The organism is Winogradskyella sp. KYW1333, assembly GCF_003335675.1.
GTDB lineage: Bacteria > Bacteroidota > Bacteroidia > Flavobacteriales > Flavobacteriaceae > Winogradskyella.
This window is the reverse complement of record NZ_QPHL01000015.1, coordinates 261,768-287,919: the sequence shown is the minus strand read 5'-3', so window position 1 is coordinate 287,919 and position 26,152 is coordinate 261,768. Positions and strand designations below refer to the sequence as shown.

Sequence of the window (26,152 nt, the reverse complement as noted above, 5' to 3'; positions counted from 1 at the left end):
ATGTTATCTTTAAACTTATTGCAAATGTATATAAAATACCAATAGGGATTAATGAGTATTGCAGAAATTGACTTACATTCCGCGTTAAAAAAATACTTCGGTTTTTCTGGATTTAAGGGTCTTCAAGAAGAGGTAATTAAAAATGTGATAGAAGGTAACAATACCTTTGTTATAATGCCAACAGGTGGAGGTAAATCTTTATGTTATCAATTACCTGCTCTTATAAAGGATGGCACAGCAATTGTCGTGTCTCCACTAATTGCATTAATGAAAAATCAAGTTGATGCTTTAAGAGCTGTTTCTGAAAATGAAGGAGTAGCACATGTATTGAACTCTTCATTGAACAAAACAGAAGTTAGGCGTGTAAAAGATGATATAGTTAATGGAGTTACAAAGCTACTTTACGTGGCACCAGAATCATTAACAAAGGAGGAATATGTAGATTTTCTTAGATCTGTCACAGTTTCATTTATGGCAGTTGACGAAGCTCACTGTATAAGTGAATGGGGACATGATTTTAGACCTGAATACCGTAATCTGAGACACATACTAAAGCGTATTGGAGACAATATTCCAATAGTTGGGTTAACTGCAACTGCCACACCAAAGGTTCAGGAGGATATTCTGAAAAGTTTAGGAATGACGGATGCTGTAACCTTTAAAGCATCTTTTAACAGACCCAATCTATACTATGAGGTAAGACCTAAAACAAAAAATGTAGATGCAGATATTATTCGTTTTGTAAAACAAAATGAAGGTAAATCTGGTATCGTATATTGCTTAAGCAGAAAGCGTGTCGAAGAGTTAGCACAAGTATTACAGGTAAATGGTGTTAAAGCTGTTCCTTATCATGCAGGATTGGATGCCAAGACTCGTGTGAAGCATCAAGATATGTTTCTAATGGAAGATGCTGATGTTGTAGTGGCAACCATTGCTTTTGGAATGGGGATTGACAAACCAGATGTGAGATTTGTGATTCATCATGATATTCCTAAAAGCATAGAGAGTTATTATCAAGAAACTGGTAGAGCTGGTCGTGACGGAGGTGAAGGTCATTGTTTGGCATACTATGCCTACAAGGATATTGAGAAGCTCGAGAAATTTATGTCTGGTAAGCCTGTTGCAGAACAAGAAATTGGGCATGCATTATTACAGGAAGTTGTGGCTTTTGCAGAAACATCCATATCTAGGCGTAAGTTTATTTTACATTACTTTGGTGAGGAGTTTGACACTGATACAGGTGATGGTGGAGACATGGATGATAATGTGAGAAACCCTAAAAAACAGGTAGAATCAAAAGATGAGGTTAAAATCTTATTAGAAACCATAAATAGTACTAATGAGAAATATAAGTCTAAGGATTTAGTACAAGTCATAGTAGGTAAATCTAATGCGTTAATTTCTTCGCATAAAACAGATATACAGCCATTTTTTGGAATTGGAAAAGATAAGGAACCGCGTTTTTGGATGGCGTTAATACGCCAAGTTCTGGTTGCAGGTTATTTAAGGAAAGATATTGAAACCTACGGTGTATTAAGGTTAAGCGAAGAAGGAAAGACCTTCATTGAGAAACCGGTTTCGTTTATGATGGCAGAAGATCATGTCTATGATGAAGAATCTAATGACGGCATTATAACCAATGCAAAGAGCGGTGGCGTTTCAGCTGATGAAAAACTGATGACCATGCTAAAAGATTTGCGTAAGCGAAATGCAAAACGTTTAGCTGTACCACCATTTGTTATTTTCCAAGATCCTTCTTTGGAGGATATGGCATTAAAGTATCCTATTACGGTTGAAGAATTAAGTAATGTGCATGGTGTAGGAGAGAGCAAGGCCAAAAAATATGGTAGAGACTTTGTGGCTTTAATAGCAGATTATGTTGAAGAAAATGAGATTGTAAGACCTGATGATATGGTTGTTAAATCCACAGGTTCAAATTCTGCCTTAAAACTTTATATTATTCAAAATGTAGACAGGAAATTACCTTTAGATGATATTGCATCTGCAAAGGGTATGGAGATGCCAGATTTCATAAAGGAAATGGAAACTATTGTGTATTCTGGTACAAAACTCAATATAAGTTATTGGATTGATGAGATTTTAGATGAAGAGCAACAAGAAGAGATCCACGAGTACTTTATGGAATCTCAAAGCGATAATATCTCAGATGCAGTTGAAGAATTTGATGGTGACTATGAAGATGAAGAGCTTCGTTTATATCGTATTAAATTTATTAGCGAAGTCGCAAATTAATTAGTCTTCCTCGTCTTGTGTCCCCACATACTTTGTGAAACTTAAATCTCTTTTTTTAGTTTTTAATGTCAGTTCCGTAATTATCTGGCTTTGCATATTTTCAATATCAGATGCTTCAATCTGAAAATCAATTTTAGTAATAAAACGTTTTGCAACTTGAGATGACTCGGACTCTAACTCTAGTGTATCCGATTCTAGTTCCAATTCAAAATCATCAGAGGCCATGACCAACGTTGCACCATCAAATGTTTTGCACTTAAATGAACCAACTACAACAGTTTGAAAGAAATAATAGCCTCCAAGTTCATTCAATCCAGCGAAGAGCACATTAGAATCAGATACTCCAAAAGGTGTGTTTTCAACCTCTGAAATTATTCGTTCTACAGAATCAACAGGTTGGGTTAGTTTAGAATTACTTCCAAATACAGCCTTTAATTTAGAGAATGAAAATCCCATTACTTTAATTTTGGTAAAACTAACTTTAATAACCGACTTCTCAAATATTAAGACTTAATTCGTAAATCATAAATCATTGATTATCTTTGCACCCTTAAATAAAAGACAAAACAATGCAAAACGGTTTATACGCAAAATTTAAAACAACAAAAGGAGAGATATTAGTAAATCTTGAGTTTGAAAAAACGCCTGGAACAGTAGGTAACTTTGTTGCCTTGGCTGAAGGTAATTTAGAAAATTCAGCTAGACCACAGGGTGAGCCATACTATAACGGTTTAAAATTTCACAGGGTCATACCAGATTTTATGATTCAAGGTGGTTGTCCTCAGGGAACAGGAACAGGAAATCCTGGATACAAGTTTGATGATGAGATACATCCAGATTTAAAACATGATGCTCCGGGCAAATTGTCTATGGCAAATGCTGGTCCTGGTACAAATGGGAGTCAGTTTTTTATCACCCATGTCGAAACGCCGTGGTTAGATGGTAAGCATACTGTATTTGGTAGTGTTATAGAAGGGCAAGATATTGTAGATGTTGTAGCTCAAGACGATACTCTGGACGCTTTAGAGATTGTAAGAGTAGGTGAGGCAGCCCAAAATTTCAATGCTATTGAAGCTTTTAGAACTTTTGAAGGTGAAAGAGAAAAGCGCGTCGCAGCAGAGCGCGAAGCGGCAAGAGCTAAATTAGATAAATTAGCATCAGGGTTTGAGGAAACAGCTTCAGGATTAAGATATAAAGTCCTTCAAAAAGGAGATGGTAAAAAGGCAGAAAAAGGTAATATGGTTTCTGTACACTACAAAGGTCAGTTAGCTGATGGAACTGTTTTTGATTCTTCGTATAAGCGAAATCAACCATTAGATTTCCAAGTAGGTGTTGGTCAAGTTATACCTGGTTGGGATGAAGGAATATGCCTTTTAAATGTAGGTGATAAAGCACGTTTGGTAATACCGAGTGACTTGGGTTATGGCGCTGCTGGAGCGGGAGGTGTTATCCCTCCAAATGCAACACTAATTTTTGATGTAGAACTTATGGCAATAAAATAGGTAATCAGTTATTTTATATGATTTAAAAGTCTCACGGTTATGTGAGACTTTTTTTATGGGCGTATGTTAAGTAATGTACTATATAAGAGGAACAATATGCTGAGAAGGAGTGTATTTTATCGTTAAAATTTACACTTAAAATGTACTAAACTAGAAATTTTTGACTTTCATCGATTTCCTATAACAATAACTCACTTTAGGTCTAGATTTGTTACTTGCTAATAACAAGCAACCCCAAACCTATAATCAAATAAATATTAACCTAACACTATTTTACGATGAAAAAGGGATTAATAGCACTCACTCTTCTTTTAACAACGCTAAACGCGTTTGCTCAAACAACTCAACTAACTTTCGATAATTTTGATAATAACATTGGTAATTGGAATGACGGAGGTAATGACTGTAGTCGAGGTACTTACAGTGATGGATGTCTTGATAATAGTGGAAAAATCCGCTTAAGAGATAATTCTGGGACTAGTTCTTCTCTTTTTTCTAATCCATATGATCTTACAGATTATGATGAAATAACAATTGATTTTGAATATTTTGTTACTAGTTTTGAGGGTAGTGAAAATTGGTTAGTAGAGTTTAGCTCAGATAATGGTTCTAGTTGGAGTATCATAAAAAATTATATTGTAGATGTAGATTTTACTGAAAATATTTGCTATAACGAAACACTAACTATCACTGCTTCGAGCCAAACATTTAATACTCAAAATAGAATTAGATTTAGAGCTGATGCGTCTGGTAATAATGATGAATTATTTATTGATGATATCCTTGTTACAGGTGTAGAGACTTGTGCGACGGCATCAGCAAGTTTTACAGCAAGTACTACAAATGTAGGAATATCGCAAACAGTTACTTTTACTAATACCTCGGTTGGTGCAGATAGTTACGTTTGGGATTTTGGAGATGGCAGTAATACATCTACTGATGTAAACCCAACGCACGTTTACACTACAGTAGGTACGTACACAGTGACACTTACGGCGACAGGTTGTACCGGTGGCCCTTCAACAGCCACAGAAACTATTACAGTTGTTTCGTGTGACACAAACCTTTCACCGGGTGATATAGCTATCACTGGGTATTTATTACATGGTCACTCTATCGACGTTCCATTTTATAATGATGATCAAGCTAATGGTGCCTTCTCCTTTGTATTACTAACGGATGTAAGTTCAGGAGAAGAAATAATATTTACAGATTACGGTGTTAAAAGTGATGGTACAACCCTTAAATCTGGCGAATCTAATGAAGGTTCTTTAACGTGGCAGGCAAATACTAATCTAGCCTCAGGTACTGAAGTTTTTATAATTTTAGATCACGATGGAGGTGTTGAGACAAATGTAGGTACGGTAAGTAGTAGTGAAGAAATGTTTTTTGACGACGATGGAAACGGTGATCAAATACTTGCCTATCAAGAATCAGTTTGTGGCACAAAAACGTTCCTATATGCGGTAAATTTTGGTGATGAAGGTTGGACTAATGATAAAAACGATGATAGTGAGACGGCATACAGCGCCTTACCCTCAGGTCTTCAAAACAATAATACAGCATTAGATCTATACGACAATAATGATGGAGATACTAAAAAATCTCATGCTGTATACAACTGTGGTACAAGTACGGGAGCTGCAGCAACGGTACTAGCGGCAATTTCAAATACAAATAATTGGGATTATACACTGGCTAATGGTGCTGATAATAGTGGAAATGCATGGTTTGAATTAGGGACATGCGGTTTCTCTTTCCAAGTCACAACTATATGGAATGGTAGTGCATGGTCTAATGGTACACCAGATATCAATGCAGATGCCGTTATAAGTGCTGATTACAGTGAAGCTGGCACTGATCCCTCGTTCAGTTGTAAGTCATTAACTGTAGATGCAGGTGTAACATGTAGAGTTAGAAATAATAAATACATTGAAATTGAAACTGACATCACCGTAGCAGGTAACCTGGTCGTAAAACCTTATGGTGCTATTGTACAAAATAGTGCAAACGGCACTGTGACGGTAACTGGTGACGGAAAAATTCAAAATGAAAAAATTACTGCTCCTTCAAATAATTATTATGAGTACACGTATTGGAGTTCTCCAATGACGAGTACTACCTATAACAACACATTCCCAGATGTATCTACGCAAAGTAGATATACATTTAATGCCGCTAACTATGCTGATGGTAATGGTGATTCATTTGATGATAATGGCGATGCATGGGTAGGAGTTGGAGGAAACACGGTTTGGACTCCAGGACGTGGTTATACCGGTTACCCAGATCCTGAAGTATTTAATGCAGGTGACGGTACACTTAAATTTACCTTTGAAGGTGTTTTTAATAATGGGACTATCGATGTACCGGTATATAGAAATGACGAACATAATACTGATGCTAACTCTAACCTGTTAGGTAATCCTTACCCATCTGCCATAGATGTAAACGCATTTTTTACAGAAAACGAGTTTAATGGTATTGAGACACCATCTAATGATTATGTAAGCTCTTCAGCTGACATAACAGATGACGATGGAATTACAAATGTAACCTTTAATACCATAAACAATTCTCATACCAATCAGCCAAGTGTGTACCAAGATTTTACAGCTATTGAGACAACACTTATGCCAGGGCAATCATATGACTTATCTGTAAATGTTAATACTAATGGCGAGTTTCAATATGAAATACGCGCATGGATAGATTGGAATTTAGATGGTGATTTTACCGATGCAGGTGAAGTATATGATTTAGGAACTGCTTTTAATAATAGTAATATTACAACCACTAATTCGCCACTTGCAGTGACGGTACCTTCCGATGCTGTGTCGGGTAAAAGAGTAATGCGTGTTACAGCAAAAAGTAGTGCAAATAACCCTATACCAAACCCTGATGACACTAATTTCTATGGCGAAGTAGAAGATTATTCTATTATTATAGGAGGAGGTAAATCTTTGGATGCTATCGTTTATCTATGGTCACAAAATACGGCACTTAATGCAGGTCAGTTCTCTACAAGTGATTATGCTTACATCAATAAAGGCGGTGCTCTTGCTGGAGGTGATGGAGTTACTCCTGGTTCTTATATACCTTCTGGACAAGGATTTTTTGTAAACTTCAGTGATAGTGCCGTTCCAACGAATGGGCAAGGTACTGTAAGGTTTACAAATAGTATGAGAAGTACAGGAAATAATTCACAATTTTTTAGAAACACAACAAATAATGATGCGGATAATGACGAAGTCTTTGTAAATAAACTAAGACTCAATTTAACATCAGATAACGGTGTTTTTAACCAAATTCTTGTTGCCTACATGAATGAAGCGACAGATTTGGATGATGGCTTGGCTTATGATGCACCAAGACGCCTAGAAACAGGTGCCGCTTCATATCTTTATTCTTTACAAAATGACGATGCTACCAAGCAGTATGCCATACAGGCAAAAAATGATACTAGCCTAGACTTGAGTGAGGTAATAAAAATTGGTTATACTACAAGTATAGAGCAGGCAACAATATACAGCCTTAAACTTGCAGATATAGTAGAAATTAGTGATGAAGATTCGTTCTTTTCTAATGTACCTATATATATAAAAGACAATTTAACAGGTGCAATGCACGATCTTAAGATAGGTCCTTACAACTTTACCTCAGAGAGTGGTACATACAATGAGCGTTTTGAAATTGTTTTCCAAGCCGATACTCTTGGTATTGAAGATGTTGAAGCAAATGAAAATGCACTGAAAATCATAGAAAGTAGAAACGGCGATGTGAGATTTTTGTTTAACGGTAGCCAAACTATGAGCTCTATTGAAATATTTGATGTACAGGGTAGAGCAATCTATAATTTTAGACCTAATAAAACTGATGTAACCTATAAGCTATCTAATCTTAGACAAGCACCATTTATAGCAAGAATAGTTTTAGATAACGATGTGGTCATCACTAAAAAAGCAATTAAGCGATATTAATTAATAAAGTTACAAATCCCTATAAAAAAGCCTTTCAGATTCTGAAAGGCTTTTTTTGTTTTTTATAATTGTTTCTTGCTATTTGTTGTACGCAATAAAGTGGAGTTTTAAGATGATAAGATGTTTTGAAGCACCTTCATTCCTTCTGTTGCTGTTTTTGCAATAACCTTAATATTTGGGTGATTGACGGTAGCAGGTCTCGGATCTATATAATAGATTGGGACCTCAGAGCTTACATAGTGCATCAACCCATTTGCTGGGTAAACCTGCATACTGGTTCCAATTATAAGAAGTATATCAGCTGTATGGCAAATTTCTACGGCCTTTTCAATCATTGGTACATCTTCTCCAAACCATACAATATGTGGTCTCAATTGGTAGCCCTTGTCACAGGTATCACCAAGCTTTATATCTTCTGTCCAATAGCTTATATCCTTGGGGTTACCCGTACTTCTAATTTTAAAAAGTTCACCATGTAAATGCACAATATTACTACTACCTGCACGTTCGTGGAGGTCGTCTACATTTTGTGTAACAACAGTCACTTTATATTTTGATTCGAGATTTGCAATTGCCTTATGGACCTCATTAGGTTCTACCTCTTTGAGCTGGCGTCTTCTTTGGTTATAAAATTCTAAAACGAGATCGGGATTTTCCCTAAATCCTTGAGGTGAGGCAACCTGCATTACGTCATGGCCTTCCCAAAGACCACCATGGTCTCTAAAAGTTTTCACACCACTTTCGGCGCTCATACCAGCTCCTGTTAAAACAACAATATGTTTCATGATGTAAAAATACTATTTTTGATACATGGCAGATTTAAAACTTCTTAAATATCTAGAATCTTATCTCACTGAGCATAGAAGAGAGCGTTTCACTTCAGTTTTAAAACAACGCACCAAATATTTTACTGTTGCTACAGAAGATGTGTACCAATTGCACAATACGAGTGCCGTTATTCGCTCTTGTGATGTGTTTGGTATTCAAGAAGTCAATATTATAGAAGAGGTTAATACTAAACGTATTGATAGAGAAATTGCAATGGGTGCACAGAAGTGGGTAGATCTTAACAGATATAACACGGTCAACCAATGTATCAAGGATTTAAAAACTAACGGTTATCAAATTGTAGCTACGACCCCACATGCGGAAGACTGTGATTTAATAGACTTTGATATCTCTAAAAAGTCTTGCTTCTTTTTCGGTAGAGAAACCGAAGGCCTCTCACAGCAGGTCTTAGACGAAGCCGACTGTTTTCTTAAAATTCCAATGTTTGGTTTTACAGAGAGTCTTAATATTTCGGTCTCTGCTGCAATTATTTTACAACATGTAACTTCCAAACTCCGCAATTCTGATATTCCTTGGCAATTAAAGGAGGAGGAGCGCATTGCAAAACGCTTCGATTGGATTGAAAAAACCATTAAAAACTACGATGCCATTGTTGAGCGATTTAAATCCGAATCGTTATTTTAAAAATTTATTTCCAGAAAATAAAAAACGTAATGTATTGAAGCATTATTATTAAGCTCTACCTTTCTTTTTGCCCTTGTTACGTTTATTATTGCGGCTTATTACTTTGTATTCTTCGTAACATTCGCTTATAGCGTCTAGGATCTGAAGATCGTTGGCTGTATTGATAAAATCTTTGGAGTAATTGCATTGGTTCACGATTTCATCTAAATCGTACTTGTTGACTTGTAATAAAACAAGAAGCATTTCGCGATCAAAACGTTTGGCAAGCTGGTTTCTAATCTGGTCATCTTGCTTCATTTTCTTGAGTTTCCTCATCTCGTTTGGGTTCTTTCCAAACATGTTGTAAAGAAAATCAGCCGGATTAAAAATCGCTCCTAATACTTTAGTCGCGATATTTGGTCTGCCAGCTTCATAGCCTTGACCAGGTAAACCAGATATTCTATAACGATTATTGGACTGAATAGGCACAGCCAACATATCTACTTTTAGATAACCAGTAAGCTGTAACTGCTTTACAGTGACTTCTTCAAGAGCTAGAGCTAACTCCGTCATAGCAATTTTGGTATTACCAAATTTAAGCCAGTCATTTGTTACTCTAACCTTAATGGTTTTATAGCCTAAGTATGAAAGTAATAATGTATCGTTAGCAACGGCCTTTATTTCAAAAATACCATCGTCATTGGTTGATGTTCCGACAACTTGATTAATATTTACAATATTTACCTCGCTCAGTGGTGCCTGAGTAGAACTACTAATAATTGTACCCTTAACGCGTGTAGGTAGTTTAGTATTGGTGCTGTCTTGGCTATAGCTATAAACTGTAGTAAAACATAGAAATAAGATTAATAAATATCGCATACACATGTATTCCAGTGTAAATGTAATAAACAAAACGCAGTTTGCTGTAGGACTATTACAGATTTGACTTAATATTAACAAGATGCTATTTTGCCGTTTATTGTTGTCAATTAGCCACTATTGTAAATAATGACCTTATTTTTTGTAATTGTTTGTATTTTCGTTTGACAAAATTTGCATTAAATCCGCTTGCCATTTTAAAAAAAATTGAAAAAGACGCTTTTAACAATATTGTTTTGTTTTAGTTTCATGTATTGTGTTTTATCACAAGGTGAAGCGGCAAATTGGTATTTTGGCGTAAATGCTGGTCTCAATTTTAGTTCAGGAGCACCTGTATTAGATTTAAATGGTCAACTTGCAACCAACGAGGGTTGCGGTTCAATTTCTGATGCTAATGGCGATTTGCTTTTCTACACAGACGGTATTACTGTTTGGGAAAAAAATCACAACCAAATGCCAAATGGATTTGGCCTAATGGGAGATCCTTCCAGCACGCAATCTGGCATTATTATACCATTGCCTGGCTCTGAAGTCATTTACTATATTTTTACTGTTGATAGTTCTGCTGGTGACCATGGATTTAGGTATTCTATTGTAGATATGAGTCTCAACAACGGAAACGGAGATATTACGGTAAAAAATGAAGCGCTTTTATACCCAAGCACTGAGAAAATTACGGCTGTAAAACACGCTAATGGTATTGATTACTGGGTCATTACCCATGGTTGGAGTAACAAGGAGTTTTTGGCCTACCAAATTTCACCACAAGGCATTAATGTAAATCCCGTAGTTTCAGAAGTTGGTTCAGTTCACGGAAATGAAAATCCCAATGAACTTGATCAAAATATTGCTAATACTATTGGATATCTTAAAGTATCTCCAGATGGTAATCGCATTGCGAGTGCAAAATTTGGTGCTGATAGTAGTGTAGAAATATTTAATTTTAATGATAATAACGGAGTTGTGTCTAATTCCATTGCACTTAACGATCAGTTTTATAGTAGCTCATCAGCCTCTGGTGCTTATGGTTTAGAGTTTTCTCCCAGTGGAGATCTGTTATATGTTTCGGATAAAAATTTCGATTTTCAAACAAACGAGGCTAGCTCAAGGCTATTTCAATTTGATATACGGTTTAATAACGCGAATGCTATTATTAATTCGAAGACCTTATTATATGAAGGAAGTGAAGAGCTAGGTGGGTTACAACTGGCACTAGATGGTAAAATTTATGTATGCAATTCAGGAAAAACAGCACTTGATGCCATTAATAATCCTGATACTTTGGGTTTAGGTTGTGATTACGAGATTGGTGCTGTTGATTTAGGTGGGCGACTAGTAACATTAGGTTTACCACCGTTTATTCAATCACTCTTTAATGCTACATTCACCATAAATAATTCATGCTTGGGCAACGAAACAACTTTTGAGTTAGTTTCAGCAGTAGACAACGCCTCAGTACTTTGGGATTTTGGAGATGGTACAACTTCAAATTTACAAAGTCCATCACACACTTATGCTAGTCCAGGAATCTACACCGTTAACGTAAGTGCCTCAGTTGCTGGGCAATCCTTGGACTTAATCGATGAGGTCATTATTTATGAAACTCCAATAGCCAATTTACCAACAGATTATTACCAATGTGAGTCTCAAGAGGATAGTGGTTTAACAACGTTCAATCTCGATACTAAAATTGGTGAAATTATGGGCAATCAAAACACTAATATATTTTCAGTATTGTTTTTTGATTCTGAATACACGGCTATAACTGGTCAAAACCCTGTAGACAATAATTATGCTATATCTGATTTTCAAACGGTATATGCACGAATTCAAAACAACTTTAATCCAAGTTGTTATGATATTACTTCATTTAATTTGCAGGTAATGGATAGACCTGAAATTATTGAAGAAGAAACATTTTATATCTGTGAAGATGAATCTATTGTCCTAACTGCGGATGCTGGATTTGATACTTATTCTTGGTCTACAGGTGATCTCGTATCATCCATTGAGATTAGTGTTGCCGGAACCTATAGTGTTGAAATATTTAAGAACCATAACACAACGCCAAGCATCACTTGTAGCACTACAAAGGTGTTTAATGTGATTCAATCAGGCTTGCCTATTGTTGCTGATGTACAAGTTGAAGAATGGCAACGTCAAAATAGTATTACAGTTATCACCGAAGGTTTTGGTGATTACGAATATTCACTCGATAATTTCATTTACCAGGATTCCAACTTATTTTCAAATTTAGCTTTTGGAGATTATACCCTTTATGTGAGAGATAAAAATGGTTGTGGTTTTATTATAAAAGCCATTTCAATATTAGGTTACCCAAAATATTTTACACCAAATAGCGATGGCGATAATCCATTTTGGACTATAATACTCCCATCTGACGAAAATGACTTCGAAATATCAATTTTCGATAGGTATGGTAAAAAATTAATCACACTCAATGCTTCAAGACGTGTTTGGGATGGTACTTATAATGGGAAATTAATGCCTACCTCAGACTATTGGTTTGTTTTAAAACGACCAAGTAAAAATGAAATTCGCACAGGCCATTTTTCACTAAAACGATAATACTTTTATCTACGTCTAGAACGTCTTGGTCTGTCCGTACCAGATCCCGAATCCGAACGCCTTGGTCTATCAGAGCCAGATCCTGAACGTCTACGGTCAGATTTTGGGCCATCCGAACGTCTACCTCGTCTTTCACTACGAAATCCAGAATCAGAGGAGCGCTTTTTACCGCGTCTATCGTCACTTCTTCTTTTACCTCTACCACCACGATCACGTCTACCGCCACCGCCTTTGTTCTCAGTGACTTCAACATTAACAAATCTACCATTGTATTTAAAGTCCGTGAAGAAATCTAATACCTTTTTCTCCATGGCTTTATCGGTATTAAAGAACGAAAAACTGTCCTTTACATCTACCTTAAATACATCGTCTCTGCCAAGGTCTAAAACCTCTTTAATGAAATCCTTAAGAGACATCCAATCGTAGCCATCTTTACGACCTACATTGATAAAATAACGGGTTTCATTAGCAGAAGGAGCTCTGCCACCACCATCGCTAGAATCTGTAACGGTAAGGTCTTTGGCCTTTCGGTAATAGTTGTAAAAACGTGTGAACTCAACTGAAAAGAATTTCTTAATCAACTCTTCCTTGCTGGTATCATCAAACAATTCGTTGATGCTCTCTAAAAAGGCATCAATTTCATGGTTAATCTCGGTATTATGCATTTTATTAGCCAAGCTCATTAGCTGCACTTCGCATATTTCCATACCAGACGGGATATCCTTTTTCTCAAACTTCTTTTTAATGATACGCTCTATGGCATTGATCTTACGCAACTCGCTTTTAGCAACAATAACCATAGACACACCAGTTTTACCAGCTCTACCAGTTCTACCAGAACGGTGTGTATAAGTTTCTATCTCATCTGGTAATTGGTAATTGATAACGTGTGTAATATCATCTACGTCAATACCACGTGCTGCAACATCTGTAGCAACCAGCATCTGTATTTGCTTGTTTCTAAAGGATTTCATTACCAAATCACGTTGGTTCTGGCTGAGGTCACCATGCAATGCACCAGCACTGTACCCATCTTCAACTAACTTTTCAGCTACTTTTTGGGTATCGCGCTTCGTTCTACAGAAGATTACAGAAAAAATATCTGGATTAGCATCTGCCAAACGCTTTAGTGCTAAGTAGCGATCTCTACCATTTACCAGATAATATTCATGTGATACTTGGCTCGTACTTTCGTTACGGTTACCTACTGTAATTTCAATAGGATCGTACATAAATTTTCTGGCAATAGTGGCCACTTCTTTTGGCATTGTTGCAGAAAACAACCATGTGCTTTTGTCATCTGGTGTGTAGGATAAAATATCAGTGATATCCTCATAGAATCCCATGTTAAGCATCTCGTCTGCCTCGTCTAATACACTGTATTCTATTTTAGATATATCTACCAAATTACGGCTGATCATATCTTTCATACGGCCAGGTGTCGCCACAATAATCTGTGCACCACGTTTTACTTGTCTGGCTTGTTCTGTTATGCTTGCGCCACCATAAATGGCAACCACGTTTAAACCTTTACAGTACTTACCATAGAGTTTAAGCTCATTGGTAATCTGTAAACACAGCTCTCGTGTTGGCGATAAAATAAGACCTTGCGTTGTACGGCTGTCTACATTTATTTTTTGAAGCATTGGAAACCCGAAGGCTGCCGTTTTTCCTGTACCAGTTTGGGCAAGTGCTACTAGGTCACGTTCTTCCGCTAAAAGGGTTGGGATTGCTTTTTCTTGTACTTCACTAGGTTTTGTAAACCCTAGGTCAGCAACAGCATTTAATAGGTCTTGGTTAAGACCCAATTCTTGGAATGTACTCATTCGTCTAGTTGTATAATCGATTATGTTATGTAGTGTTACATAAGAAGGGAACCGACATACTTTAACCTAAACTTCTTATAACACCTGTCCTAAACCATTTAGGACCTCTCGCTCAATAATGTTGCAAATATATACTTTAATTTCAATATCTAATAAATGCTATAAAATACTTGATTTTTTGGTGGTTTAGTATGTTGTTAATACTTATACTTCAGTAGTTTATTCAATTAATTTAATCATGTAGTTTTTTAGATCGAAGATATTTAAGTAATAATTCAGGTCTATCTGTCTGTATTATATCGATATCATTTTCTAAATACCAGTCATAAACATTTATATTAAGAGCTGCCTTTTCATCATCATGTCCACCATTATGATGTGGCCACAAGGCATTAACCCAAACACTAGAGCCACTTTCTCTTATTGCTTTAAAGTTATTCAAAAAGTTAATTGTGTCACTCTCAATGACAAATTCAAACGCTACGGGTTTAAGATTTTCAATGTAATCATCTACTACGTCTTCGTTATCGTCTGATGGTAGAAACAAAACTGGCATGAAATATACTTTATCCAAATATTGACCAAATTCATCCTCAACTTCTTGTCTTGTTTTTGAACCCTTTATAATTACCTGATCAAGTGTTTGAGTTTTAGCCATTATTTCGTAGCATTTATCAAATATCTTGTAGCTCTTATCAAGATTAATTAGAATTTTATTTTTAGATAGTAATAGCGCCTCTTCCAATGTAGGTATTCTGTGTTCCGTCTCTATTCCTAAACCATCAATTAATTTTAGTGTCTTAAGACTATCTAATGTCCAATCTTTAACGAATCCCTTCGCATTAGTTGTGCGGTCAATAGTTAAGTCATGCATTAAAACAAGTTCACCGTCTTTTGTCTCCCTAACGTCTATTTCTACCATATCAACACCCATATCAATACAATTCTTAATTGCCTGCATAGAATTTTCTGGTGCATTTCTCCAATCGCCACGATGGGCAACGACAATGACATCTTTGTTTTTTGAATCCTCAAGATTTGTGATAAGTGCTTTTATATCTAATTTCTTTTTGAAACTATTAACAGTCTTATGATGCTCTTGACATCCAAACACTATTAATAATATTAAAACTAATCTAAGCTTTTTCATTTATTCCTAATTTTATTCCTGTTAAACAAGAAGATCGCTGGTTATTTTGCCATACCTTAAACTTATATCCTTCAAAAATTTTGATGTAATCATTTAAATTTTCGTCTTTATCTAAGTGAAATTCAATATTAAAAGATTTCACAATTTTAAGCCAATCTTTATTATGCTCATTAAAAATAGCTTTTTCAGCACCTTCAATATCCATTTTTAGAAATTCGATGTTATCAATAGAATGTTGACTGATAATATCTCTTATGGTCAAGCCTTGTGCAAAGGCTACATTTTTATGGGTCACTTCATTATCGATTGAAAAAGAGTCAAATCTAGAGTCTTTATTATAACTTACTTTAATATTTTTTATCCATACTGCTTTATTAAATAATTGGACATTTTTATAGTGTCGCGTATTATGTTTGGCAATTTCAAAATTCGATGCATCCATCTCATAACCAATAATGGGATTTTCTGGATAAATAGTCTTATAGTGAGCAACACTTAAACCAATATTTACGCCTAAATCTAAAATTATACCGTCGCTTGATAGCTCATAACCTTTTGGTGGAAGATGAAATTTTTTCCATAAAACATAGGCAAATACTCCAACATCGTTATCTATATTTCTGATTTTTACAGGGTGGGCCAGTTGTTTTGGTTTTAGGATCAAATATTTGGCCTTATTTTTTTTACGGCCCCACAACAGCACTAGTATTTCCTTTAGGCTGAACGTAGATAAATAAAATATGAGTTTTTTAAATCTGTAAGAATAACCAAACTCATTATAAGAATAATTCTGTTTCATATGCTTCATGGATAAGCCATTACTCAACAATATAGAGATAAAAATCTAACTGAACTACTTATAAAGAAAATTGATGAGTAGTTGCATGGCCAATCCACGATGACTAATTTTATTTTTTTGTTCAAAGTCTATTTGAGCAAAGGTTTGCTCATAATCTTGAGGTCTAAACACTGGGTCATAACCAAAGCCTTTATTACCATGTTTGCCCTTGGTAATCTCACCTTTGTAAATGGCATTAAATGTATTGAGTTACCCTTATTGTTTTTTAGATATTATTTTCATTTTCCACTTTAATCAAAATGATATTTTTATTTACAATATCTATAATTCTTAAGAGTCAATTCTTCATTAAAAACCGTTCCAAATGGAAGAAAATTTTTTAAATAATTTTCAATATGAATGATGTTTCTTTCTTCTGAGTACATAGGGACTCTGTTAATACTTAGAAACCAATCATAGAGGTAAAAAAATGTTTTTCCGTTTTGATCTTCTCTATAGTATTCTTGAATTTCCATTGGTAGTGAGGTTTTAACCTTGTCGGATACTTCATAATAAAATTGATTTACATCATAAGTATACATTTTAAAAGCTAAATGTTCGTCCCATAAATTAGCTTTGTTTAATAAAGGGCCTACTAAAATAGTAGTAGCTAAAATTAGAGTAGTAATTCCCTTTTTCGATTTTTCTAGAGAAAAAGAAATGTTTTGATTTTCCCAAAAAAGATGAAACAAAATGAAGCAGTTAATAATATTCCAAGGAATTATATTATAGCTTTTAAACAAAAAAAAGACTAAAATTAAAATAAAAACATGCATAGTTACAAGCCCTATAAAAGCATACTTCTTGGTTAACTTAAAAATAAGTCCTAAAGCTAAAAGAGTTTCTGTAAGAGGAATACCAATAGCTACAACTGACTTGAAAAAATAAGGTAGTCCAAACATATGTAGATTAGAAAAATAGCTATAAAAACAAGGATTGAATTTATGAATACCACCCCAAAAATAAATACCAATAAACAAACCTTTGAAGATAGTAGTAGTAGAGTTGAATAGAAATAAAAGTAAAATAATCATTACCTGATAATGGTAGGTGACGAGTCTATTTTGATCATTTAAAACCATTATAATATAAAGAAAGATAATAAATCCTATAAAAATTTTCTTAGGTTTTATGAAGGCTAAAAGATGAAGTATACCATAAATAATAAGAATAGGCATTTCTAAATAATCTGGAGTCAACCATTTATTATTTATTAAAGGAAAAATAGGTAAAGATTTTGTATTTATCCAAAGTTGATTGCATGTAAACAACATGATAAAGTTTAATAATAAACTAAATCTTACGATGGTATAATGTAATTGATGAGCGCTCTGCATTTATTTAAAGTTAATAATTCTATAATTTAACCTAAATAAAAATAAAACAAAGGAGCTAACAACCTAATGACAGAGTTTTGGTCATAGCTTTCCATATTAAGGTTACTTTTAGATAAAATTTAAAGTCGTAAAGCCAATAGATATGTAGATTAATCTTTTAGATGTTTTTTATTTGTGACATTCACTTTGTAAATGTTTACAACGTTGAGATAAATTCAGTTAAAATTGGTTTTTCTGTTGATAAGCGAAGTTAGTATTTTCTCAGTAAGATTTTAATCCGTAATCTTACGTATTCTTTAAAAAATCAAAAAGTTGCTTTATAGCCTTACCACGATGTCCAATTTGGGTTTTTAAGTTGAGGTTGATTTGAGCAAAGGTTTGCTCATAACCTAGAGGTCTAAACACTGGGTCATAACCAAAGCCTTTATTACCTTGTTTTCCCTTGGTAATCTCACCTTTACAAATTCCTGTAAATTCATGGTAGTTACCATTGAGATGCAGGGCAATAACCGTTTTAAACTGGGCATTTCTGTTGGGATTGTCCTTTAGATTATTCAGTAGTTTGTCCATATTGTCATTGGCATCACGCTGTGGGCCAGCATAGTATGCCGTATTTACTCCAGGTTCGCCATTTAGGGCTTCAACTTCCAAACCAGTGTCATCCGCAAAGCAATCATAACCATAATGGTTTTTGATATGGTCTGCTTTTTGTTTGGCATTGCCTTCAATGGTTCCTGTGGTTTCTGGGATATCCTCAATACACAATATATCAGCCAAGCTTAATAGTTTAATATGAGCTGGTACTAAGGCTTGTATCTCCTTTATTTTGTTTGGATTATTGGTGGCAAAAACAAGTTGCATAAATGAGTATTAAATAGGATTTTAAAGATAATTTAATATTCGGTTAAGCGCAAAAAATTGGGTAGCTTTACATTTTATAAAAAAATTGATATGCGTTACTTGATCTTTAGCCTGTTTTTTTCATTCTTATCATATGCACAAACCACTGTAGAAAAGATAGAGAATCAATGGGTTTTAAAGGTAGATGGCGAACCTTTTGAAATTAAAGGTGCAACTTGGGGTTATGACAAGGATGTGGCTAATTATGACACTTATTTTAAGGATTTAAAATATTTGGGCGTAAATACTTTACGTCTTTGGGCTACTGGAGACAACACACCTGCTTTAATGGATATGGCGCATACTCATGGCATGAAAGTGATGGTTGGTATTTGGATGCGTCATGGAAGACCTGGTATGGAAGACGATGATAGTTTTAACTACCTCACTGATAAAAAGGGCATAGAAGATCAATACAATAGCGCCATTGAGGTTGTAAAAAAGTACAAGGATCATCCAGCAACACTGACTTGGGGAATAGGCAATGAGGTATATCTCAATATGGCTACTGACGAAGAAAAGCTGGTGTATTCTCAATTTTTAGAACGTATTTGCAGTGATATTAAGAAGATAGATGCCAATCACCCGATATCATCAACCGAGGCTTGGACCTTTGGAATGGATTGGTGGAGTAAATATGTGCCATCTTTAGATATTTACGGTCTTAACGCTTACGGTGCTGGTGCCAATTTCTTGCAGGAAGAAATGGAGAAACGCAACATTGATAAGCCTTACATTGTCACAGAGTTTGGCGTTATGGGAGAATGGGATGCTACAGAAGATAAAAACGCTGTAAAGATAGAGCCTAACGATACGCAAAAATATGATGCCATTGCCAATGGCTATAAGGATTGGATAACAAATAAAACCAATTGTTTAGGTGTTTATGTATTTCATTACAGTGATGGAAAAGATTTTGGTGGTGTGTGGCTAATGACACATTTTAATGGCAGTTACAGACCACAATATTGGGCCATACGTGATGCTTATACTGGGAACAAACCAGAAAATTATGTGCCAGAAATCACCAACTTAAATTTGCCAGATAGAGCCTATAGTAGTGGTGAATGGGTTACCGTGGATTTAGAAATTTCAGATAAGGAAAACGAAACTTTAGACGTAAGTTTTGCCTATAACCATCGTGTTGGGAGTAGACGTTATAGAAATCAGATTACACCATTAAATCATAGAGGGAATGTTAATGATGGTTTTGAAATACAATTGCCTAAGGTTAATGGTAGTATAAAAGTCTATGCCATGGTGAAGGACACCTACAATAATTTGGGCATTGCTTCTTCGTCTATTGTGGTACAAGATGCTATTGCCAACGCCAAAAGATTCTTAGTACCCAAAGTAGAGCTCCCGTTTTATGTGTATAAGGATGATATAGAAATGCCTTATTTCCCTTCTGCTTATATGGGAAATTATAATGCCTTAGAAATTGATATGAACCACACACGCGAAAAGCACTCTGGTAAAACCTCCATGCGCATTCATTATAAAGAACGTAGCGGTTGGTATGGCATTGGTTTGGTAGATCCAGCCAATGATTGGGGCGATATTTTAGGCGGTTATGATATTAGCGGTGCAAAGACTTTTAGTTTTTGGGCGAAGTCAGATTTTGGAGGTGTCAGTGCCAAGATTGGTTTTGGTTTAATTGGTAAGGACAAGACCTATCCAGATTCGGCCATTGAGGCTAAGGAAATTCCATTGGATTCTAAATGGCACAAGTTTACTATTAAGCTCAAGAAATCAGATTTAAGTTGCATTCGTTCTGGATTTGTGCTTTTTGCAAACGCTTATGGCTCACCACATAAAATTTATATTGATGATATTGTGTTTGAGTAGTATGAAAGTTATTTTTAAACTAGAATTAAATTAGCTTTATTAAAAACCAACCTATGCGATTGAATTATAAATTCATCATTCTCATAGCACTAATAGTAAATGTGTGCCTAGCACAAGATTGGGTATAAACACCAATTTCTGGTATTGGAAGTATTGAGTTTCCATCAGATCCTGAAATCTTTGACTAAAGCGTTGTTTTAATTTATAAGGTTTAAAATAATCATGTCCTTAGAAGTTTCTTGATTCATTATTCGCTAGTTTATAAAACCATAGACGTGATCTTGGTTTTAAATTTTCAGCACTTAAATATTTAGGTATTATTTATGACAATTATCAGTAATAAACCTTATAAAAAATTGTATATTAGAGTAAGGAATTATTAATTAAAACAAGTATATATATGACGGTGAATTTTCAATATGTAAATACTGATGTTAGCGAGACTTTATCACGGTTTACGACAGAAAAATTAGAGAAATTAGCAAATAAATTTGAGTTCATTATTTCTGCTCAAGTTTATATTAAACACGATGACAAAGATCACCAGGCCGGAAAAATCTGTAATATAGAATTGAGTTTACCAGGTCCTAGAATTTTTGCTACATCGAATGAAAAAAATTATGAATTGGCAGTAAATCAAACGATAAGCGATTTATCACGTCAATTAAAAAAACGCAAGGAAATTTTTAAAACACACTAATTATTATCTATAAACGCACAGGCGTTTAATTATACCGGAGGGTTTGCTATCTATCTATGATGATAGGGTTCGTTCTTTAAAATAGTAAACCCTCTGTATAATTGTTCTATAAAGAATAAGCGTACCATCTGGTGCGAAAATGTCATTTTAGACAGTCCTAATTTGCCATTGGCACGTTGGTAAACTGCTTCCGAGAAACCGTAAGGTCCACCTATTACAAATATTAAGTTTTTTATACCAGAGTTGAGGTGTTTTTGCAGGTAGTTAGCAAAAGCAACGGAATCCATTTGTTTGCCATTTTCGTCTAATAATATCAGCACGTCAGACTTTTGGGTTTTAGAAAGGATAAGTTCTCCTTCCTTGTCCTTTTGCTGCGATTCGCTTAGGTGTTTTACTTTTTTTAGATCTGGTATGATTTCAAATTCAAACCGAACATAATGTCCCAGACGCTTCTGGTAATCAGCAATAAGTGTTTGCAAATTGTTGTTGTCGGTTTTACCGATGGCAATGAGTTTAATGGTCATAATTTCAAAGTTATACTTTTTTAGAAATTGATATTCTCTTTTTAAAATTTTTAATCTTTCAATTCCTATTTTTACAGTAAATACATATGTATGATTTCAAAAGAACAATTTGATAAGGAAATAGAACTGATAATCTCTAATGCTTTCCGTGAAGATGTTGGTGATGGCGATCATAGTTCATTAGCTTGTATACCAGGAACAGCAAAGGGAAAGGCAAAACTATTGGTAAAAGACGATGGTGTAGTTGCAGGTGTAGAATTTGCAAAAAAAGTATTTGCTTATGTTGATGAAGACATGGTTATTGAAACCTTAATAGAGGATGGAAGCGATGTGAAATATGGTGATATTGTATTTTATGTTGAAGGTGCATCCCAATCTATATTAAAAGCAGAACGATTGGTATTAAATGCAATGCAACGTATGAGTGCAATTGCCACAAAAACCAAGAAGTTTGTAAATCTACTAGAAGGTACAGGTACTAAAATATTAGACACACGTAAAACCACGCCTGGAATAAGAGCCCTAGAGAAATGGGCGGTAAAAATTGGTGGTGGCGAAAACCACAGATTTGCACTGTATGATATGATTATGCTCAAGGACAATCATATTGACTTTGCTGGTGGTGTTGCAAAAGCTATTAACCTTACCAAGCAATATTTAAAAGATACTGAGCGCGACCTAAAGATTATAGTTGAAGCTCGCAATCTTGAAGAAATAAAAGAGATACTAGACTGTGGAGGAGTCTATCGTATACTAATAGACAACTTTAATTATGAAAATACACAAAAGGCTGTAAAACTAATTGGTGATCAGTGCTTAACAGAATCCTCGGGTGGTATTAATGAGCATACCGTAAGAAAATATGCAGAGTGTGGTGTAGATTATATTTCATCTGGAGCCTTAACACATTCGGTTTATAATATGGATTTAAGCCTTAAAGCCGTTTAATATAATGCTATGACCAAGCCTATAGAAGATAAACTTGATAAAATTCCCGTCCTCAATCTTATTGTTAGATTTTTTAAGAGAATAAAATTACCAGGATTTGAAGGGTTATCAATTTATGATCTCTTGGAACTATATATCATGGGAATAGTTAATGGCGCACTAACCACAAGGGCTAGTGCTATAGCTTTTAGTTTTTTCACGGCCATATTCCCTTTTTTGTTATTCGTTATCATCATAATGCCATATATACCTATTGATGGCTTTGAAACTGAGTTTTTAGATTTTCTAAATTCATTTTTACCACCTCAGACCTCTGATTTTTTCTTCTCCAATATTTTTGAGAATATCAGTGGTAGTGGAGGAGCTGGGCTGATATCTACCATCTTTTTACTGTCCATGATATTAATGGCAAATGGTGTAAGTGCGGTCTTCTCCGGGTTTGAATATTCGTACCACGAGCAATTAACCCGTAATGTAGTGCAGCAATACCTCTATGCATTTGGTGTATCCTTGATTTTGGTATTCTTGGTTCTATTGACCGTTGCGGTATTTGGCTATTTTCAGATTTATATAATTCAACCTATTTATGAAAGTCTCACAGGTCAAGATGCGTTGAAAACTGATTCCGGATTGGGTTGGATTGTCTTTGCTAAGTATTTATTTTTTGTGGTGATGGTGTATATCGCCACTGCAACCTTATACTATTTCGGAACCAAAGAAGGCAGGCATACACGTTTCTTTTCCATTGGAGCATTATTGACCACCTCATTGATTATACTCACGTCGTATTTGTTTGGTGTCTATATTGAAAACTTTTCACAGTATAACAAACTATATGGTTCTATCGGAGCATTATTGATATTGCTGTTATATCTGTGGCTCAATTCTAATATTTTATTGCTTGGTTATGAGCTAAATGCTACCTTAAGAAATTTAAGGAAGAGCTCAGTAGATAATATTGTAAGTTAGTATGAACTACTTCATAGACGTCATACTACCAATACCGCTTCAAAAGGCTTTTACGTATCATATCACTGAGGCAGAAGCCGATTTTATTAAAACGGGAATGCGTGTTGCGGTACCTTTTGGTAAGAACAAAATCTATACTGCCTTAGCGTATAAGATTCATATTAATCCTCCCACAGCCTACGAACCCAAAACGATCCATCAAATCCTGGATGATACTCCTATCATTACCAAATTACAATTAAAGCAATGGGAATGGATTGCCAATTATTACATGTGTAGTTTAGGAGAAGTTATGCGTGCTTCATTACCAAATGCATTAATACTTGAGAGTGAAACCATTATCTCAAGAAATGAAAGTATTACAGTAAATGATGTTGAACTTAAGGATGATGAGTTTTTAATATATGAAGCATTACAGTATCAGTCTTCTTTGAAAATTCAGGATGTCATTTCCATATTAGATAAAAAGCGCGTACTTCCTGTCATAAAAAGTTTGGTTGAGAAAAACATACTTCACCTGCACGAAGAACTATACGAAAAATATAGACCAAAATTAGTAAGATACGTCAAACTTGACGATGCCTTTAAATCCGAAACGAAATTACAGGAGTTGTTGGATATTTTGAGTAGAGCTCCAAAACAACGAGAGGTTGTTTTATCCTTGTTTACACTCCAAGCTCAGAATAATAAACCCATTAAGGTTTCAGAGCTTACCAAAGCTAGTGGCGCATCTACTGCAATTGTAAAGGCATTGATAGAAAAATCTATTTTAGAAGAATATCATATTCAGACGGATAGAGTGCAATACAAAGGTGAAGATAATTCTGAAGTTAAAGCCCTTAGTGAGGTTCAAAATGAGGCTTTAATAGCTATTGAAAATAATTTTCAGGATAAATCCGTTACACTGCTTCATGGTGTGACCTCTTCAGGTAAAACCGAGATATATGTCAACCTGATTAAAAAACAACTAGAACAAGGAAAACAGGTGCTTTACTTGTTGCCTGAAATTGCCTTAACTACACAATTGGTAGAGCGTTTACAGAATTATTTTGGTGAGCAAGTTTCAGTATTTCATTCTAGATACTCTAGCAATGAACGTGTTGAGGTTTGGAACAATTTACTCACCCAAAAGAGCAAGGCACAAATTGTAATTGGAGCGAGATCTGCCGTATTACTACCTTTTTCTGACTTAGGTTTAATCATTGTAGATGAAGAACATGAGCAATCCTTCAAACAGTTTGATCCTGCACCAAGATATCACGCAAGAGATGTGGCAATTGTATTGGCAAATTATCATAATGCTAAAATATTACTGGGTTCTGCTACACCAAGTTTAGAGAGTTATTTTAACGCAATTAACGGTAAATACGGACTAATACAGCTGACGACACGATACAATAATGTTCTAATGCCAGATATTGAATTGGTAGATTTAGCAGATAAGTACAAGCGGAAGCGTATGAAAGGTCATTTCAGTGACCGGCTTGTTGAGGAAATGAAAGTGGCATTAGATGATGGACAGCAAATTATATTATTTCAAAATAGACGTGGTTTTTCTCCAATTGTAGAATGTGTTACCTGTGGGCACTCACCTCAATGTCCTAATTGTGATGTGAGTTTAACCTATCATCAATTTAGAAATCAGTTAAGATGTCATTATTGTGGTTATAATTCTGCCATGATGAATAATTGTGAAGCTTGCGGTAATGCTTCATTAGATACTAAGGGATTTGGTACGGAACAGATAGAGGAGGAGGTGAAGGTGTTATTCCCTGACCATAAGGTAGCTCGTATGGATTTAGATACCACACGAGGTAAATTTGGTTTTGAAAAACTGATAAATAATTTTGAACAAGGAGAAATAGATGTACTAGTCGGTACTCAAATGCTTACTAAAGGGTTAGACTTTAGAAATGTTAAGCTCGTTGGGATAATGAATGCGGATAACTTGCTCAATTTTCCAGATTTTAGAGCTTATGAACGAAGTTATCAATTAATGTCTCAAGTTGCAGGAAGGGCAGGCCGTACGGATTTAAGAGGTAAGGTGTTAATACAAACGTATAATCCACACCATAACATATTACAGCAAGTTTCTGTAAATGCCTATAAAGAGATGTTTAAAGAGCAAATGAATGATAGATATAACTATCATTATCCACCAATTTATAGATTAATTAAAATAACATTTAAGCATAAGGATTATAATAAAGTGAATTTAGCTTCAGATTGGTTTTCAAAATCGTTGAGACAGGTGTTTAAAGCCAATGTGTTAGGTCCAGAGTTTCCGCCAATCTCTAGAATTAGAAATTTATACAATAAGAACATTCTTGTAAAAATTCCACAAAATCAATCCTTAAACAAAACAAAAGAAGCCATTATGAAAATACATAATAGCTTCAATGCTGTAAAAGATTTTAGGCCTGTAAGAGTAATTTTAAATATAGATAACTACTAATA

Annotated in this window: 20 protein-coding genes; 10 read left to right on the top strand and 10 right to left on the bottom strand. The window is 34.9% G+C overall.

Translation table 11 applies throughout. The features are described 5' to 3' along the window. The first annotated feature begins 51 nt into the window (after nucleotides 1-51). Nucleotides 52-2,253, top strand: coding sequence for a DNA helicase RecQ (gene recQ, locus DUZ96_RS06995; RefSeq protein ID WP_114301227.1), 2,202 nt, complete (start codon nucleotides 52-54; stop codon nucleotides 2,251-2,253). Here the strand turns inward: recQ and DUZ96_RS06990 are convergent, their stop codons facing one another. Next, nucleotides 2,254-2,709 carry a hypothetical protein gene (locus tag DUZ96_RS06990; protein WP_114301226.1) on the bottom strand — a complete coding sequence of 152 codons (456 nt, stop codon included), beginning with the start codon at nucleotides 2,707-2,709 and terminating at the stop codon, nucleotides 2,254-2,256. Between the two features lie 113 nt (nucleotides 2,710-2,822). Here DUZ96_RS06990 and DUZ96_RS06985 point away from each other — a divergent pair, with 113 nt between their 5' ends. Beyond that, the gene (locus tag DUZ96_RS06985; protein ID WP_114301225.1) at nucleotides 2,823-3,755 is read left to right on the top strand and encodes a peptidylprolyl isomerase; all 933 of its coding nucleotides are present in this window, start codon (nucleotides 2,823-2,825) and stop codon (nucleotides 3,753-3,755) included. A 278-nt stretch (nucleotides 3,756-4,033) separates the two neighbouring features. Beyond that, a complete protein-coding gene (locus DUZ96_RS13200) occupies nucleotides 4,034-7,735 on the top strand; it encodes a GEVED domain-containing protein (protein ID WP_114301224.1) in 3,702 nt (1,233 codons plus the stop codon). A 107-nt stretch (nucleotides 7,736-7,842) separates the two neighbouring features. Here DUZ96_RS13200 and DUZ96_RS06975 read toward each other — a convergent pair whose 3' ends face one another. After that, the gene (locus DUZ96_RS06975; protein ID WP_114301223.1) at nucleotides 7,843-8,520 is read right to left on the bottom strand and encodes a Sir2 family NAD-dependent protein deacetylase; all 678 of its coding nucleotides are present in this window, start codon (nucleotides 8,518-8,520) and stop codon (nucleotides 7,843-7,845) included. A gap of 25 nt (nucleotides 8,521-8,545) precedes the next feature. Between DUZ96_RS06975 and DUZ96_RS06970 the strand changes: the two genes are divergently transcribed. Beyond that, nucleotides 8,546-9,208: an RNA methyltransferase gene (locus tag DUZ96_RS06970; protein ID WP_114301222.1), complete on the top strand. Its 663-nt coding sequence runs from the start codon at nucleotides 8,546-8,548 to the stop codon at nucleotides 9,206-9,208. Between the two features lie 48 nt (nucleotides 9,209-9,256). Here DUZ96_RS06970 and DUZ96_RS06965 read toward each other — a convergent pair whose 3' ends face one another. Then, a complete protein-coding gene (locus DUZ96_RS06965) occupies nucleotides 9,257-10,072 on the bottom strand; it encodes a carboxypeptidase-like regulatory domain-containing protein (RefSeq protein WP_114301221.1) in 816 nt (271 codons plus the stop codon). A 201-nt stretch (nucleotides 10,073-10,273) separates the two neighbouring features. Here DUZ96_RS06965 and DUZ96_RS06960 point away from each other — a divergent pair, with 201 nt between their 5' ends. Continuing rightward, nucleotides 10,274-12,655, top strand: coding sequence for a T9SS type B sorting domain-containing protein (locus tag DUZ96_RS06960; RefSeq protein WP_147267062.1), 2,382 nt, complete (start codon nucleotides 10,274-10,276; stop codon nucleotides 12,653-12,655). Nucleotides 12,656-12,660: 5 nt separating this feature from the next. Here DUZ96_RS06960 and DUZ96_RS06955 read toward each other — a convergent pair whose 3' ends face one another. The 6 genes from DUZ96_RS06955 to DUZ96_RS06930 form a co-directional block, all read right to left on the bottom strand. Next, nucleotides 12,661-14,481: a DEAD/DEAH box helicase gene (locus DUZ96_RS06955; protein WP_114301219.1), complete on the bottom strand. Its 1,821-nt coding sequence runs from the start codon at nucleotides 14,479-14,481 to the stop codon at nucleotides 12,661-12,663. Nucleotides 14,482-14,713: 232 nt separating this feature from the next. After that, nucleotides 14,714-15,631, bottom strand: a complete 918-nt coding sequence (locus DUZ96_RS06950) for a glycerophosphodiester phosphodiesterase family protein (RefSeq protein WP_114301218.1) — start codon at nucleotides 15,629-15,631, stop codon at nucleotides 14,714-14,716. Further along, a complete protein-coding gene (locus DUZ96_RS06945; RefSeq protein ID WP_114301217.1) occupies nucleotides 15,618-16,439 on the bottom strand; it encodes an FkbM family methyltransferase in 822 nt (273 codons plus the stop codon). The genes DUZ96_RS06950 and DUZ96_RS06945 overlap by 14 nt, the downstream gene beginning before the upstream one ends. Nucleotides 16,440-16,484: 45 nt before the next feature. Next, entirely contained in the window at nucleotides 16,485-16,661 is a 177-nt protein-coding gene (locus DUZ96_RS06940; protein WP_114301216.1) for a non-canonical purine NTP pyrophosphatase, read from the bottom strand. A 77-nt stretch (nucleotides 16,662-16,738) separates the two neighbouring features. Beyond that, entirely contained in the window at nucleotides 16,739-17,503 is a 765-nt protein-coding gene (locus DUZ96_RS06935) for a MauE/DoxX family redox-associated membrane protein (protein WP_147267061.1), read from the bottom strand. 588 nt (nucleotides 17,504-18,091) lie between these two features. Continuing rightward, nucleotides 18,092-18,667: a non-canonical purine NTP diphosphatase gene (locus tag DUZ96_RS06930; RefSeq protein ID WP_114301214.1), complete on the bottom strand. Its 576-nt coding sequence runs from the start codon at nucleotides 18,665-18,667 to the stop codon at nucleotides 18,092-18,094. 90 nt (nucleotides 18,668-18,757) lie between these two features. Here DUZ96_RS06930 and DUZ96_RS06925 point away from each other — a divergent pair, with 90 nt between their 5' ends. Both DUZ96_RS06925 and hpf read left to right on the top strand, forming a co-directional pair. Further along, nucleotides 18,758-20,554 carry a glycoside hydrolase family 2 TIM barrel-domain containing protein gene (locus DUZ96_RS06925; protein ID WP_114301342.1) on the top strand — a complete coding sequence of 599 codons (1,797 nt, stop codon included), beginning with the start codon at nucleotides 18,758-18,760 and terminating at the stop codon, nucleotides 20,552-20,554. Nucleotides 20,555-20,954: 400 nt separating this feature from the next. After that, the gene (gene hpf / locus DUZ96_RS06920) at nucleotides 20,955-21,254 is read left to right on the top strand and encodes a ribosome hibernation-promoting factor, HPF/YfiA family (protein ID WP_114301213.1); all 300 of its coding nucleotides are present in this window, start codon (nucleotides 20,955-20,957) and stop codon (nucleotides 21,252-21,254) included. Between the two features lie 50 nt (nucleotides 21,255-21,304). Here the strand turns inward: hpf and rlmH are convergent, their stop codons facing one another. After that, nucleotides 21,305-21,778, bottom strand: a complete 474-nt coding sequence (gene rlmH / locus DUZ96_RS06915) for a 23S rRNA (pseudouridine(1915)-N(3))-methyltransferase RlmH (protein ID WP_114301212.1) — start codon at nucleotides 21,776-21,778, stop codon at nucleotides 21,305-21,307. 90 nt (nucleotides 21,779-21,868) lie between these two features. Here rlmH and nadC point away from each other — a divergent pair, with 90 nt between their 5' ends. From nadC to priA, 3 genes are read left to right on the top strand one after another with little or no spacing between them, the layout of a single operon-like run. Then, the gene (nadC, locus tag DUZ96_RS06910) at nucleotides 21,869-22,726 is read left to right on the top strand and encodes a carboxylating nicotinate-nucleotide diphosphorylase (protein WP_114301211.1); all 858 of its coding nucleotides are present in this window, start codon (nucleotides 21,869-21,871) and stop codon (nucleotides 22,724-22,726) included. A 9-nt stretch (nucleotides 22,727-22,735) separates the two neighbouring features. After that, nucleotides 22,736-23,695 (top strand): YihY/virulence factor BrkB family protein, encoded by a 960-nt coding sequence (locus DUZ96_RS06905; RefSeq protein WP_114301210.1) that lies wholly within the window; start codon nucleotides 22,736-22,738, stop codon nucleotides 23,693-23,695. A gap of 1 nt (nucleotide 23,696) precedes the next feature. Continuing rightward, nucleotides 23,697-26,150, top strand: coding sequence for a primosomal protein N' (gene priA, locus DUZ96_RS06900; protein ID WP_114301209.1), 2,454 nt, complete (start codon nucleotides 23,697-23,699; stop codon nucleotides 26,148-26,150). Nucleotides 26,151-26,152 lie beyond the last annotated feature (2 nt).